The 13,753-nt window shown below is 66.2% G+C and carries 11 protein-coding genes and 1 tRNA gene; 5 read left to right on the forward strand and 7 right to left on the reverse strand.

Annotation, left to right across the window (positions count from 1 at the left end; translation table 11 throughout):
- The 4 genes from ABDJ40_RS12890 to ABDJ40_RS12905 all read left to right on the forward strand — a co-directional run.
- Positions 1-3,783, forward strand: a 3,783-nt coding sequence (locus tag ABDJ40_RS12890; RefSeq protein WP_347610249.1) for a heme utilization protein, incomplete at its 5' end; no start/stop codon positions are given.
- A gap of 143 nt (positions 3,784-3,926) precedes the next feature.
- Positions 3,927-4,736, forward strand: a complete 810-nt coding sequence (locus tag ABDJ40_RS12895) for a DUF2189 domain-containing protein (protein ID WP_347610251.1) — start codon at positions 3,927-3,929, stop codon at positions 4,734-4,736.
- Between the two features lie 4 nt (positions 4,737-4,740).
- Entirely contained in the window at positions 4,741-4,959 is a 219-nt protein-coding gene (locus ABDJ40_RS12900; RefSeq protein ID WP_269632637.1) for a DUF2788 domain-containing protein, read from the forward strand.
- 7 nt (positions 4,960-4,966) lie between these two features.
- Positions 4,967-5,581 (forward strand): YitT family protein, encoded by a 615-nt coding sequence (locus tag ABDJ40_RS12905; protein ID WP_269632636.1) that lies wholly within the window; start codon positions 4,967-4,969, stop codon positions 5,579-5,581.
- Positions 5,582-5,593: 12 nt separating this feature from the next.
- On the opposite strand, the gene ABDJ40_RS12910 is transcribed toward ABDJ40_RS12905, so the two are convergent.
- Positions 5,594-6,463: an alpha/beta hydrolase gene (locus ABDJ40_RS12910; RefSeq protein WP_347610254.1), complete on the reverse strand. Its 870-nt coding sequence runs from the start codon at positions 6,461-6,463 to the stop codon at positions 5,594-5,596.
- 111 nt (positions 6,464-6,574) lie between these two features.
- Between ABDJ40_RS12910 and ABDJ40_RS12915 the strand changes: the two genes are divergently transcribed.
- A tRNA-Ala gene (locus tag ABDJ40_RS12915) sits at positions 6,575-6,650 on the forward strand.
- A gap of 632 nt (positions 6,651-7,282) precedes the next feature.
- On the opposite strand, the gene ABDJ40_RS12920 is transcribed toward ABDJ40_RS12915, so the two are convergent.
- The 6 genes from ABDJ40_RS12920 to ABDJ40_RS12945 form a co-directional block, all read right to left on the reverse strand.
- The gene (locus tag ABDJ40_RS12920) at positions 7,283-8,188 is read right to left on the reverse strand and encodes a substrate-binding domain-containing protein (RefSeq protein ID WP_347610256.1); all 906 of its coding nucleotides are present in this window, start codon (positions 8,186-8,188) and stop codon (positions 7,283-7,285) included.
- Positions 8,189-8,376: 188 nt separating this feature from the next.
- Positions 8,377-9,519 (reverse strand): hypothetical protein, encoded by a 1,143-nt coding sequence (locus ABDJ40_RS12925; protein WP_347610258.1) that lies wholly within the window; start codon positions 9,517-9,519, stop codon positions 8,377-8,379.
- A 13-nt stretch (positions 9,520-9,532) separates the two neighbouring features.
- Positions 9,533-9,976, reverse strand: a complete 444-nt coding sequence (locus ABDJ40_RS12930; protein WP_347610260.1) for a type 2 periplasmic-binding domain-containing protein — start codon at positions 9,974-9,976, stop codon at positions 9,533-9,535.
- Between the two features lie 1,355 nt (positions 9,977-11,331).
- Entirely contained in the window at positions 11,332-12,570 is a 1,239-nt protein-coding gene (locus ABDJ40_RS12935) for an alkaline phosphatase PhoX (RefSeq protein ID WP_347610262.1), read from the reverse strand.
- Positions 12,571-12,994: 424 nt separating this feature from the next.
- A complete protein-coding gene (locus ABDJ40_RS12940; RefSeq protein ID WP_347610264.1) occupies positions 12,995-13,279 on the reverse strand; it encodes a hypothetical protein in 285 nt (94 codons plus the stop codon).
- An 88-nt stretch (positions 13,280-13,367) separates the two neighbouring features.
- Entirely contained in the window at positions 13,368-13,592 is a 225-nt protein-coding gene (locus tag ABDJ40_RS12945) for a hypothetical protein (RefSeq protein WP_347610266.1), read from the reverse strand.
- Between the last annotated feature and the right edge of the window lie 161 nt (positions 13,593-13,753).

Consider the following 13,753-nt stretch of genomic DNA (forward strand, 5'->3'; position numbering starts at 1 on the left):
CAGGCCGCTGCGCTGACCAGTGCACAGGTCAAGGGCCTGAGCACCGACCAGGTGGCCGCCTTCGAGACCGATGACCTGCGTGCCCTCAGCACGGCCGCCATCAAGGCCCTCAGCACCGAGCAGATCGCCGCCCTGGGCTCCGACCAGATCGGCGCGCTGACGACCGCTCAGGTCTCGGCCCTGACCACCGCCCAGATCAAGGGCCTGGGCAGCGACGACCTCAATGCCCTGGTGTCCGACCAGATCAAGGTGCTGAGCTCGGCCCAGATCGCGGCCATCGGTACGGACCAGATCCGCACCATGACCACCGACGACTTCGGCAACATCAGCACGGCCGCCCTGAAGGGTCTGACCTCGGCGCAGCTGAGCGCGCTGACCAGCGACCAGATCATCGGGCTGTCCACCGACCAGGCGGCGTCCCTGACCTCGGCACAGATCGGCGGACTGACCAGCGACCAGCTGATCAAGCTCGAGACCCAGGACCTGCGTGCCCTGAGCACTTCGGTGATCAAGGCGCTGGGCACCGACCAGCTGGCACAGCTGACCTCGGACCAGCTGGGCGCACTGACCACGAGCCAGGTCCAGGCGCTGACCAGCAGCCAGCTCAAGAGCCTCGCCAGCGACGACCTCAACGCGCTGGGCACCGACCAGTTCAAGGCCCTGAGCTCCAGCCAGGTGGCCGCCCTGACGAGCGATCAGATCAAGACCCTGCAGACCGAGGACCTCGCCGCCATCAACACGGCGGCCCTGCGTGGCATGAGCTCCGTCCAGATCGGCGCCCTAACCACCGATGAGATCGTGGCCCTGAGCACCGCCCAGGCCGCGGCCCTCACCAGCAGCCAGGTCACCGGCCTCACCAGCGACCAGATCGCCAAGATCGAGACCGACGATCTGCGCGCCCTCAGCACCGCCACGATCAAGGCGCTGAGCAGCGACCAGATCGCCGCGCTGACCTCCGACCAGATCGTGGCCCTCACCTCGGCCCAGATCGCCTCGCTGGCCACCAGCCCGGGCAACCAGTTCGGCGGCTTCTCGACCGACGAGATCAAGGCACTGACCACGGCCCAGGCCGCGGCGCTCACCAGTGCGCAGGTCAAGGGCCTGAGCACCGACCAGATCGCCGCGCTGGAGACCGACGACCTCCGTGCGATCAGCACCTCGGCCATCCGGGCCCTCGGCACCGAGCAGATCGGTGCCCTCGGCTCCGACCAGATCGGCGCCCTGACCACCGCCCAGGTGGCCGCGCTCACCAGCGCGCAGATCAAGGGCATGGTCAGCGACGACCTGAACGCGCTGGGCACCGACCAGTTCGCCGTGCTCACCTCGGCGCAGGTCTCCGCCCTGGGCACCGACCAGCTGCGTGCCCTGCAGACCGAGGACTTCGCGGCGCTCAACACGGCCGCCCTGCGCAGCCTGAGCTCGGCCCAGATCGCCGCGCTGACCACGGATGAGGTCGTGGCACTGACCACGGCCCAGGCCGCGGCCCTCACCAGCAGCCAGATCGTGGGCTTCAGCAGCGATCAGCTGGCCAAGATGCAGTCGGACGATCTGCGTGCCATCAGCACGGCCGCCCTGCGCGCCATCAGCACGGATGTGCTGGGCACGCTCGGCTCCGACCAGTTCGCAGCCATGACCACGGCCCAGGTCAATGCGCTGACCAGCGCACAGATCCGCGGCCTGGGCAGCGAGGACCTGGTGGCCTTCACGACCGACCAGTACGCAGCCATGAGCTCGACACAGGTCGCGGCCATCGGCACCGACCAGTTCATGAAGCTGGCCACCGACGATCTGCAGGCCATCAGCAGTGCCGGCATCCGCGGCATCAGCAGCGTCCAGCTGGGCGCCATGGGCACGGACCAGCTGGTGGCGCTGACCACGGCGCAGTACAGCGGGCTGACCTCCAACCAGGTCGCCGGCCTGCACTCCGACCAGATCGCGGCCCTGGCCACGGATGACCTGCGTGCCCTGAGCACCGCGGCCCTGCGCAGCTTCAGCACCGACCAGTTCGTGGCGCTGACCTCCGACCAGGTCGCCGCGCTGACGGTGACCCAGGTGGCGGCGCTGAGCTCGGCCCAGATCAACGCGATGGGCTCGGACGACTTCAACGCCATGGGCACCGCCCAGATGGCCGCCCTGACCTCGGTCCAGGTGCCCGGCATCAGCGTGGGCATGATCGCGGCCATGCAGACGGACGACCTCCGCGCGCTGAACGCCTTCGCCGTCCGCGCCCTGAGCAGCGACCAGCTGAATGCCCTGACCAGCGACCAGGTGCCGACGCTGAGCGTGGTGCAGGTGGCTGCGCTGACGACGGCGCAGGTCCAGAAGTGGGAGACCGCCGACATCCAGGCGCTGGGCTCCGACCAGGTGGCCTCGCTCAGTGCGGCCCAGGTCACGGCCATGACTTCGGACCAGATCGTGACCTTCTCGTCCGAGGACATCCGCGCCCTGAGCACGGCGGCCTTCCGCGCCCTGCAGTCTGATGACCTCCAGGCCTTCAGCTCCGACCAGATCGATGCCTTCACCAGCACGCAGATCGGTCTGCTGACCTCGGCCCAGGTGAAGGGCATCGACAGCGCCGACATGGCGGCCTTCAGCAGCGATGACATCAAGCTGCTGTCGACCTCCGCCCTGCATGCGCTGTCGACGGAGCAGTTCTCGGCGCTGGGCACCGAGCACATCGCCGCACTGAGCACGGCCCAGGTGCTGGCGCTGACCACGGACCAGATCAGCACCTTCAGCAGCGATGACATCAATGCGCTGAGCACCACGCAGATCGCGGCCTTCAGCTCGGCCCAGATCCACGCGCTCACGACGGACCAGTTCTCGCACCTCGCCAGCGATGACATCAAGGCCCTGACCACCTCGCAGATCGCCGGGCTGACAACGGAGCAGATCCACAGCCTCACGACGGAGCAGATCGTCGGCATGGAGTCCGAGGACATCGCCAAGCTGAACATGACCCAGTTCGGCGCGCTGACCACGGAAGTCATCCACGCGATGACGGGAGCCCAGCTCGACGCGCTGTGGCTGACCTCGCCCATCGTGCTGGACCTGGACGGCAACGGCGTCTCGACGACCGCGGCGGCCCAGGGCGTCAGCTTCGACCTGAACGGCACCGGCAACGCCCAGAAGTGGGGCTGGGTGGGCGGCAATGACGGCCTGCTGGTCATGGACCGCAACGGCGATGGCCAGATCAACGACGGCAAGGAACTGTTCGGCAGCGGCACCCAGCTGGCGGACGGCAGCCGCGCCGCCAACGGCTACCAGGCCATGGCCACGCTGGACAGCAACCATGACGGCGCACTGAACGTCACCGACGCCCAGTTCGGCCAGCTCAAGGTCTGGGTGGATGCCAACCACGACGGCAAGACCGACGCGGGCGAGCTGAAGTCCCTGGCGGATCTGGGCATCACCTCGCTGGACCTGCATGCGCAGACCGGCACGGCGGTGAACAACGGCAACCTGCTGGGCCTGGTCTCCGGCTACACGACCAGCGACGGCAAGACCCATGACATGGCGGACGTCTGGTTCGCCAAGGACACGGGCGAGTCCGCCAGCAGCGCCGCCAGCACGGGTGACGCCCATGCGGCGACGCCGGAGCACGGCAAGTCCGGCGAACCCAAGCTGAGCCTGGGCGACGTCCTGGCCGGACCGGCGGGCAATCTGCTGGGCGACGGGGTCACCCAGCCGGGTCACCACGGCGTGCTGCACCACCAGCTGGTTCCGCTGCGCAAGGCGCCTGGCGAGGACGATGACCTGAACCGCATCGTGCCCCTGATCTGAGGCTGACGGCCTCAGCGAAAGCCGCCCCCGCCACCGGCCGGGGCGGCTTTTTCATGGCCTGCGCCTTTCTCGGCCGGACGATCCGCGGGCATCAGGGTTAGTCTTGATGCCCATCAAGGCCCGCCAGGGTCGAGCATGGCAGCATGAACATCCTGATGCCCAACAAGTACACCGAGAAAGCCCTGCAGGAGTCGCGCCGCTTCGGCGTCAAGCCCGTGCCGCCACTGCGCCCGCTGGGCTGGCTGGCCCGCGGCTGGGCCGACATGACGCGCTGCCCCGGCCCCTCGCTGCTGCACGGCCTGGTGCTGGCCCTGCTCGGTGCGCTGATCTTCCTGCTCGGCCGTGACCGCTTCTGGCTGCTGGCCGGCGCCTTCAGCGGCTTCCTGCTGGTCGCACCCATTCTTGCCACGGGGCTCTACGCCATCAGCCGCGAGATCGAGGCGAACCGCCACCCCGGCCTGCGCACGGTGCTGAACGTCTGGAAGCCCCGCGACGGGCGGCTGGTGCTCTTCGGCGTGCTGCTGGCCTTTGCCGGCACCGGCTGGGTGATGACCTCGGCCTCGCTGATCACCGGCTTTGCGGGCGTGCCCATCCTGAAGCCCCTGGACTTCCTGCGCCATGTGGTGCTCAACGAGCAAAGCCATCTCTTCGAGGCCTGGCTGGCGCTGGGCGCCCTGCTGGCCGCTCCCGTCTTCGCCTCCACCGTGATCGCCGTGCCCCTGCTGCTGGACCGCCAGATCGGCGTGCTGGGCGCCGTGTTCACCAGCTGGCGCGTGGTGATGGAGTACCCCGCGCCGGTGGCGCTGTGGGCCGTCCTCATCATGGGCCTGACCCTGCTGGGCATGGCCACGCTGATGCTGGGCTTCGTCGTCGTGCTGCCCTGGCTGGGGCATGCCAGCTGGCATGCCTATCGGGACCTCGTCGACACCTCGGGCCTGACCCGCAACGATTGAAGAGATGTTTGGCTATACCGAGGAACAGATCGCCCAGTTCGGGCTCAGCGTGGGCGTCACGGCCTTCATGCTGTACATGGTCTTCATCATCCTGCAGCTGGCGCGCGAGTCCAAGGCGGGCAAGTTCGGCACCTTCATCCTGCTGCTGGGCCTGGGCTTCGGCCTGGTGGGCTTTGCCGCCAAGGGTCTGATCAAGTTCTTTCTGTCCGGCGTCGGCGAATGAGGTCCGCATGGGCGTGATCAGTACCAAGAGCTTCCGGCACACGCTGTTCGAGGACGCGCAGGCCCTGTTGACAGGCACGCTCTTCGTGGCCCTGGGCGTGGCCCTGTTCAAGCAGGTGGGCATGCTCACCGGCGGCACCGTGGGCATCGCCTTCCTGCTGCACTACACCAGCGGCTGGCCCTTCGGCCTGCTGTTCTTCTGCATCAACCTGCCCTTCTACTGGCTGGCCTACCGGCGCATGGGCCTGGCCTTCACGCTCAAGACCGTGGCGGCGGTGACGCTGATGTCCACGCTGTCCGAGGCGCTGCCGCGCCTGGTCCAGTTCTCCCAGATCAACACCTGGTTCGCGGCGATCGCCGGCGGCCTGATGATTGGCGCGGGGATGCTGATCCTGTTCCGCCACCGGGCCAGCCTGGGCGGGCTCAACATCCTGGTGCTCTACCTCCAGGACAGCCGCGGCTGGCGTGCAGGCTACATGCAGGCCGCGCTGGATGCGAGCATCCTGCTGGCTTCCATGGCGGTGGTCAGCCCCGAGCGCATCGGCTATTCCCTGCTGGGCATGGCCGCGATGAACGCCGCCCTGGCCATCAACCACCGCCCGGGGCGCTACATGGCGGTCTGAGCCGCCGCGACTTCAGAGCAGCGGGCTGTACCAGCGCAGGTCCAGCAGGCGGCGCGCCAGGGCATGGCTGATGCCTTCGGGCGCCACCAGGTCGTAGAGCAGGTCGAAGTGGTTGTAGCCCGGCACCTCTTCGAGCACAGGCACGGCCTGTGGCCCCCAGGCCTCCTGGATGAGGCGGCACTGTCGCTTGAACTCCTCGCTTTCCGCTCCGCCGACGACGGCATAGAGCGGGGAATCCGGCGGCGCCTGGTGCACGGGGCTCAGGCGGCGGGCGCTGGCCTCGTCCAGGCGCAGGTCGGCCTGCAGGAAAGGCGTGTGCACCAGGGGCTCGAGCTCATGCAGGCCTGAGAGGGACAGCACGCCCTTGACCAATTGGCGCGGCAGGTCCGGTGCCAGGCTCTTCCAGTCGAAGCAGCTCAGCAAGGCGGCCAGATGCCCGCCCGCCGAATGGCCGGCCAGCACGATGTGATTGGGGTCGCCGCCATAGTCCGCGACATGGCGCCAGACCCAGGCCAGCGCCTCGGCCAGTTGCAGCGGGATGCGCTCCATGCTGACCTCGGGGCACAGGTCATAGCCCGGGATGACCACGACCGCGCCTTCGCTGGTGAAGCCCGGCGCGACGAAGGAGAGGTCCTCCTTGGACAGCGCCCGCCAGTAGCCGCCGTGGATGAAGACCAGCACGGGCGCCTTGGCGACGCTGTCACTGAACACGTCCAGGCGCTGCCGCGGCCCGGCACCGTAGCGCAGATCGAGCTGGCAGCGTGCCTGCTCCCGCACCAGCGCCGACGCCTCGGCCCAGCGCTGCAACAGGACCTCGGCCTCGGGGACACGGCGACGGTTGTTGTACTGCGATTCAAACCAATCGGCGCTGTGTTCGGACATGGCTGCTCCCGGGTGCACAAGCCCGGACTCCGTGGCAAGGCCCGCAGTTTCGCTCAGTTCCAACGGGCACTCGCACACGTCACAGTGCGTGGCTATACTTTTCGCGACCGTGGGGGGGTAGCTCAGCTGGGAGAGCGTCGCGTTCGCAATGCGAAGGTCGGGAGTTCGATCCTCCTCCTCTCCACCACCGTCTTCCTAGGGGAAGCCGTTTTTTGTGCCTCGAACCATAAAGCTGCCGCGTTGGCAGGTTTGTGGTTTCCGGGGCCTGTGGCAAGGTCATGGATTCGGCGAAAGGCCTCGATCCGGACTTCCGCTTTGGCGGTACGACGGAGAGGTAAGTCCTCTGAGCCACCCAGCAGCAGCCCGCGTAAGGTAGGCAATGTTCATAGGCGCCCCAAGGGCGTGGGCGACGCCTTGGGGGCTTAGGCCCCCAACTTGCAGGACGCTCCACTGCCGCCAGTCAAGAGGTCGGCTCGGCCCGCTTTCGGAACGTATGCGTCCGGCCATCCCTTCTTTAATGGACGCATCGCGGCTGTGAGGATCGTGTCCACGTAATCGTGAACTGACCCCCAGAAGTTGGACAGTCAGTGTGCCTTGCAAAGTTGATGCTGCGCAACGGCCGATCAACACGTCGAGGGCCTCTGCATGTCGAGGCCCGTCGTTGCAACGCGCGTGTTGACTTGGTGCCGCCGTTACTCCGCTCATTTTTTCAAGGATGAGTGCGGCTTGTTGCACCGCGAGCTGGCATACCTCGAAGACTGTGACGCCCCACTACCGGCTACAGCCGGGAGCCTTCGAAGAACATCCTGGCGCTCACCTTCAGCGGTCCGCTTGATCAAAGGAGAAGTAAGGCGGCAGCGGTTGCTGCACGATCCACTGGCTGGCGGGAGGCAGCAGAGAGGAAAGGTCTACCTGGGGGAGCGAAGCTTGGGTCAGGAGCAGCACTGGCAGCTCCAGACTGGCGGCGCCAGAGCGAGGCCCCTGAACTGCGGCAACGACAGCATCCAGCACCGCTCGGGCATTGTGAATCGGCGTATCTGTGACGATGGAGTCGATCAGACCCTCCCGGAGCAATGAAACCACCTCATGCGAGACGCCCACCGAAATCAGAATCGGCGCGGGGGGCGGCCGACGCTTGAAGTACCTTCCGGCAAACACCACCGCAGCGGCGTTGCCCACGATGAAGTCGGGGGTGCCCTTTGCTTGGAGGTAGCCGCGCACCAAGCCCGCCTGGTGTCCAGGATCTGGTGGCCCATAGCCGCCGATGCCAAGCTGGACGCCCTGCTGTGCAAAGACCTGACGCAAGCGCACTTCGGTGTCGTTCACTTGAGCGCTATCGGCGGGTCCGGGAAACCAGGCGACCACGGGCCTGGCCTTTTGAGATACGGCCTTGACTCGGGCCCCCACCAAATCGGCGATCTGGTTGAAGTTGAGCGCCGCTTGCAAGCTCGTCCTGTAACTGGCGCCATTGACAAAGTCGACGACGAAAATCCCTTGCTTCATCGCCCGTGCAGCCTCCGCCTTCAACCCCTCTGCATTGACCGCTGCGACGACGATCGCTTGAGCCCCCAGCGATTCGCACAGGGCCCACTGGCGCTGCTGCGAGGCGACATCCGCGTAGCCCGCCGAGAAGTAGATGCCCAGGGAGACGCCTTTTTGCCTGGCATGCGAGGCAAGCGCCCACGAGACGCCCCACCAGTAGTTGTCCTTGGCATCGGGCAGCAAGGCGCAGACGCGGGGAGGCGACGGTGCCGAGCGCCAGTTGTAGGGCCGCGCCGGTGGAGCGCGCTGAACCAAGGGCATTGCCGGCGGTATCGCAGCTCCGCTGGGGGCGGCGATGCCGACGACAAGCCCTGCGACAAGCCACCGGCTCAGTGCTGAGATGCATGCAATGGCGAGCGAGTTCCCGGCGATCAAAACGAAGTCTGCACAGAAAGGGACAACAGCTTGTGGTCCCCGAAGAAGTCGTACTTGGACTGATCCTTGGAGACGTCGTACTGGGCCTTGAGCGCCACGTTCTTGTTCAGGTCGTAGCGCAGGGCCAGGCTCTGCGTGCGGCGCCCCTCGATGGCGAAGCCCAGGTTGTTCTCCTGCGTGCGGTACCGCGAGACCGTCGCCATGCCGGTCCAGTCGTGCCACCGGTAGCCGAGGCCAACGAGGAAGTAGTTGTAGACGAAGTCGGAGGTCGCCTGCTGGAAGCGGTTGATCTCGCTGCGCAGGATCCACTCGCGGCCGTCGTAGTTGAAGGACAGGCCCGCAATGGTGGTGCGATAGCCCGGGAGGTTGTCGCGCCGGGTGCCGTCGGCCAGGTCGCTCCACTGGTAGTTGTCGAAGCGCATGAGCATGACGCGGGCGCTGTAGACACCGTCCGACACCGTCACGTAGCCGCCCAGGATGTTGCGCCACTTCTCCGTGGTCGGGTCACCCCAGTAGATGCGCGTGTTGTAGGGCGCGTTGTCATTCTGGAAGTTGCCCGCCCAGACATTGCCCTCCAGGGTCCAGCTGCCCTTGAGTGCGCCGCTGTAGGCCAGGTTGGCCCCGTCGTAGGCGTAGATGGGCCAGCCGTAGACGTCCGGCGCCGGACGCACCCACGGATAGGCCGTGCCGATGTAGAGGAAGTCGCTGTAGTAGTACAGCGGGATGCGCTTGCGACCCGCCTGCAGGGTCCAGGAATCATTGAGCGCATACGAGAGGTAGGCCCAGTCCAGGGTTGGGCGGTAGTTCTTGTTGTTGGCCCTGGAAACGACCTGCGCCGTCGCTGACAGCGCGTCATTGACATGCAGCGTGCCCTGCAGGCCCAGGAGCGATTCCTGGTCGGCCTGCCAGCCCCGGGACTTCTCGTAGACGCCCACGTACTCCCAGTTCTGGATCGCGCAGGGGCATTGCCATTCCATGTACTTGCGATCGGTGCCGCTGAGCACCTTGGCCACGGTCAGCTGTGCAAAGCCGGACCAGGTGAAGCGCATGTCGTCCGCCTGCGTGGGAGCCGCTCCGCCCAGCGCAGCGCCCAGTGCGGCGATCCGAAGCATCAGTACGGCGTTCTTGGAGGTATTCATGCTCGCCATCCTTTCACTTGATCTCTGCCAGGACCTTGACGCTGCCGTCCACCTGCGCCGCGTCGATGTAGCCCACCAGGTTGGGGTTGCTGGCCACCAGCTTCTTGACCGCACCGGCGTCGCCGGCCTCCTGTGGAGGGGCCCCTTTTCCGGTGAACACCATGCGTGACCAATACGCCTTGATCTGGGCCTCGCTACGTCCGGCAACCTGGCTGTAGAACTGCCCGTACGCCGGGGAGCCTGCCGTCTGGTCGATGGGGATCGCCTTGTCTCCATTCGGGAAGCTCTTGACGCTGCCCAGGAAGATCGCCGAGACCTGCTCGCCCGTCAGCTTGGGCGCATTGCTGGAAGCACTGACCACAACGACCAAATGATCAGCGGCCAGCGCACCGACTGAAAAGCTCAAGGGAAGGGCCGCGAATGCCGCCCGGCAAAGCGTACGAGTGACAAGTTCCACGTCGTGCTCCTTTGAAGAGTCAACAGTGATTGGCCTCTCGGTGAGCGACCCCGCCTGGCGGACGCATCCGAGATTGACTGTCCATCGATCCCCTGGGCGCCATGCGGCCGATGCAGGCCTGTGCACATGTGCTTCTCGACGAGAGCGAGTCGCAGCGCACCCTTTGACGCCACTGTGCAAGCCTGGGCACCGGCTGGCAATCCATTTACCCAGCTTCGGGGACAACTGTTGCGCGTGTCGCACGACCATTGACATCGAGCAAGGCGGATCGTTGCGACAACAGGGTCCCGCCTGCCTGACGAGCCGTTCGCGCCGAACGGCTCGATGACGCGGGAAACCCAGTTGCGAGATCGGGGCTCGGATCGGCGCTCGCGCAAATAGACCTCGACCGCTTCGTCGGGATCCAGGAACAGCGAGGTGCGAGATGGTGCGACGCCAAAGCCCCTGGACGCGCGCACTGAAATGGTGGGTAGGCGCCTCGCCCTTGTCGCCATCAGCCGCAAGGGGTCCGCGCTCCGCCCGACATCCGGTGGCGTCAACACCTGGCTCCCGCGCTCGCTGAGGTGCATGACCAGTCCCGCGATGCCATGCTGAAAAGCCGGCGGGACAAAGCCCCAGACGGAGAGGTGCTCACGGTCGACGGGCAGCAGGAAAAGTCGACCCGCTCTTGGTGGCGGGACTCGACGACAGGGGTCCCGCGCGATGCCAGGTTTTGGGAACGCATGCTCGAAAGGTTCAGTCAACGAGGCTGCCCTATCTGACCACCCAGGGCTCATGAGCGCCCATTCGCCTGTTTCCCCCCGTTCGCCTGCTGCCGACGCTCTGCAGCAGGAGCGCATCACCTTCTTCCTTCTGCCCGTGGAGCGGGAGCTGATCCCAGTGTGGGTCTTTGTGCCCTCCAACTTTCAGCATGGCACTGCCGCCCTGGTCATGAATCTCAGCGGAAGGGGATCCAGGTCTTCACTCCGCCTGGCATTGAGTGGGGCCCAGAGCCCCTGCGGCTGCACCTGCTGGACGGGGAGGACGGGCCCGCAGCCGTGCACCAGTTCAGCACCCGGGTCCAACGGCTGTGGCGCCGCACCGTCTCCCATAGCGGCGACCTGCAGGGCCTGGTGTTCCTGGATGCGGACGACGCAGTCGAGAACTACCTGCGTGAGCACGGCCCGGAGCCGCGCTCACGCAACTGGGTCCGTTGTGTGATTGAGCCGATCGCGCAAAGCCGCCCGGCGCCCAGCGCCTAGGCTGCAGTCTCGGGCCCGACCGGACCGCATACGTCCGCTGCAGTCCCGCCGCATCGCCACCGCGCCTTCGGCTGTAGTGGCCAGGAACAAGACCGGTCAGGGGAGCGACAGGGGTCAGGCCCCGGACGTCAGGAAGGGACCACGAACTTCGAAGGTCATGCCACCGGAGCCACTGCCTGTGGTGCCGCGCTGCGAGCTGAAGTAGAGCCGCGTGCCGTCGGGGCTGAAGGCGATACCGGTGACTTCGGAGGCGTTGTGGCCCACCAACTGGAGAACGGGGCTGACTTCGCGCTTCGCATTGATGACGCACACCTGCAGATCGCCGCCGTCCTCGGCCACGTAGAGATTGCCGTCCTTGGCACCCACGATGTTGTCCACGCCGCTCAGGACGGGCGTCGCGGAGGTCGAGGGATCGTAGATGATGTCCAGCTTGCTGGTGGCCGTCTCCAGAGCCCAGACGCGGTTGTCTCCCTTGGTCGTGAAGTAGACAAAGCCGTTCTGGTACCAGATACCCTCGCCGCCATTGAAAGCAGAGCTGCTGCTGACCTGCTTGCGGGTGTAGTTGCTGCTGCTGGTGGGGTTGGGGTTGGGGAGGTCGATCCAGCTGACCGTGTAATGGGGGTTGCTCCCTGAGCGGCGGGCCACCTGCACCTTGCCCGTACTCAGGTCCCCGGGCACCTTGGGAATGAAGCGGTACAGGCGACCGTCCGACTTGTCCTCGGTCATGTAGACGTAGCCGGTCTTGATGTCAAAGGCCACGCCCTCGCGATAGAACCAGCCCATGGCATTGCGCACCACCGGTGCCTTGAGGCCCGCCGGGTCGCATTCGATGGCGCGGCCGTTCTCGACCTCTTCGCAGGTGATCCATGTGCCCCACGGGCTCATGCCGCCGGCGCAGTTGCGGCTGGTGCCGGTGCAGATGGCATAGGCTCGTGTGATCGTACCCAAGCTGTCGAATTCCATGACGGAGACACCGCCTCCGCGGCTGTCCACCTCGCTGTTGCCGATGTAGCGCCAGCCCCCGCCGGCCACCGGTGCACACGCGCCGCCATCGGGCGTCGAGTGCCAGTTGTACCTGGTCGCCGCTACCGGCTGGCCGCTGCGCGCCAGGATGCGGGAGCTGAAGCCCACGGGCAGGCGCACGCCGTTGGCATCAGCCGTCTGCAGGGGGCCGAAACCGCCAGCAAAGGCCAGGGCTTGCAGCCCCTCCGCGGTCTGCACCTGGGGCGGAACCGGAGGCAGGTTGGTGATCCAGGCATGGCTGGCCCCGGTTGACACGAGGCCTGCGCCGACAAGGCCATTGCGCAAGAGTTCCCGGCGCTTGTCGTTGACATGTTCCTGCTGCTTCTTCATTGTCTCTGTCTCCAATCGTGTGGTGGTGAGTGCCCAGCGCATTAGTTCCATGCCCATACGGCATGGCTGAAGCTGTCGTGGCAAGGCCGCACCATAGGAATCAGGAATGAAACCCCCGTGAAGCGACGCCGACCCTGACGCAGGCCGTTCAGAGGAGCTGGCGACTGCCGGGTGTCACATGGCATCGGCGGCGACTGGCCCGAGGGGCTGCGGGGCGCCGTTCACTCCCCGGCGAAGCAGCGGCACTGGGCCACGACGAGGGCGTCAGCCGCCGACGCGGGCACGGGTGCTGTGGGGCTGGGCAGGCAGGGGACTGCATGCCGATGCGGCAGAGATCCTGCGAACGTGCAAGGATCCGGTCAAGGCCACGGGGCGCTCCCCCCGCCTGGAGTGCGGCACTGGGCCTCCCAAGAGCGGGCACCCGTCAATTCAGTCTTTGCCGTTTGGGGGCGCCATACTTGCCCGACGTGAGATCGGCGAAGGGTGCAAACATCCAGGGGCTGTTGACCGCCACCGCATAGGTGTGCCGGAGTGACGTGCCTCTGCGGCGCAGCGACAAGGCCCGCACTGAGTGCCCGGCCCAGTCGATGTAGTCGCCGCTCAGGTCCTCATCAATCTCGAAATCGGCCGGGTCAAAGCCCGCGCGGGAGATGAGCGACTGCAATGCCTGTCGGGGGTCATCGCGATCCACCATGAACTGCTGCGCCATGCCTGTACTCCTCGCATAGGGGTGTAACGCGAGTCCCAGTGGAACGGCCAGTCATGACGTACCGATGTCAATCCGCCGCCAACGGCAGTCAACGCAGGCGTCTGAACGCCAAATGTGTGATGAGCTTCTCGCCCCGGACGGTTTGCACATCGCGAGCCACCACCTCCAGCACGCCGGCCCTCGCCATCTGGCACAAATCGTCGGCGACGCGGTCGTACACAAGCGGCACTTCCAGGGTGGTACCTGCCTTCGGCAGCTCGGTGAGCGCGCCCACCTCCGAATCGAGGAACAGGGCTTGGGACAGATTGCGCATGAGGACCCCTCTTTGTTGTGAAGCCGGTCAGGAAATCCTCATGCTGCAATGCAGCAAAATCAAGTCCTGAATGCGGCAAAGCTGACCCAATGCAAAGCCAGGACTCCCGGTCGGGCGATGACCACACGGCTCCCTCTCATGGGAGAGTGCTGACTCTTGCA

The organism is Roseateles flavus (assembly GCF_039872765.1).
Lineage (GTDB): Bacteria > Pseudomonadota > Gammaproteobacteria > Burkholderiales > Burkholderiaceae_C > Roseateles_B > Roseateles_B flavus.

Coding starts and splice junctions, on each gene's coding strand:
- ABDJ40_RS12895 (WP_347610251.1), top strand. CDS start 3,927: ATGAACATCCTGATGCCCAACAAGTACACCGAGAAAGCCCTGCAGGAG.
- ABDJ40_RS12900 (WP_269632637.1), top strand. CDS start 4,741: ATGTTTGGCTATACCGAGGAACAGATCGCCCAGTTCGGGCTCAGCGTG.
- ABDJ40_RS12905 (WP_269632636.1), top strand. CDS start 4,967: ATGGGCGTGATCAGTACCAAGAGCTTCCGGCACACGCTGTTCGAGGAC.
- ABDJ40_RS12910 (WP_347610254.1), bottom strand. CDS start 6,463: ATGTCCGAACACAGCGCCGATTGGTTTGAATCGCAGTACAACAACCGT.
- ABDJ40_RS12925 (WP_347610258.1), bottom strand. CDS start 9,519: ATGAATACCTCCAAGAACGCCGTACTGATGCTTCGGATCGCCGCACTG.
- ABDJ40_RS12935 (WP_347610262.1), bottom strand. CDS start 12,570: ATGAAGAAGCAGCAGGAACATGTCAACGACAAGCGCCGGGAACTCTTG.
- ABDJ40_RS12940 (WP_347610264.1), bottom strand. CDS start 13,279: ATGGCGCAGCAGTTCATGGTGGATCGCGATGACCCCCGACAGGCATTG.
- ABDJ40_RS12945 (WP_347610266.1), bottom strand. CDS start 13,592: ATGCGCAATCTGTCCCAAGCCCTGTTCCTCGATTCGGAGGTGGGCGCG.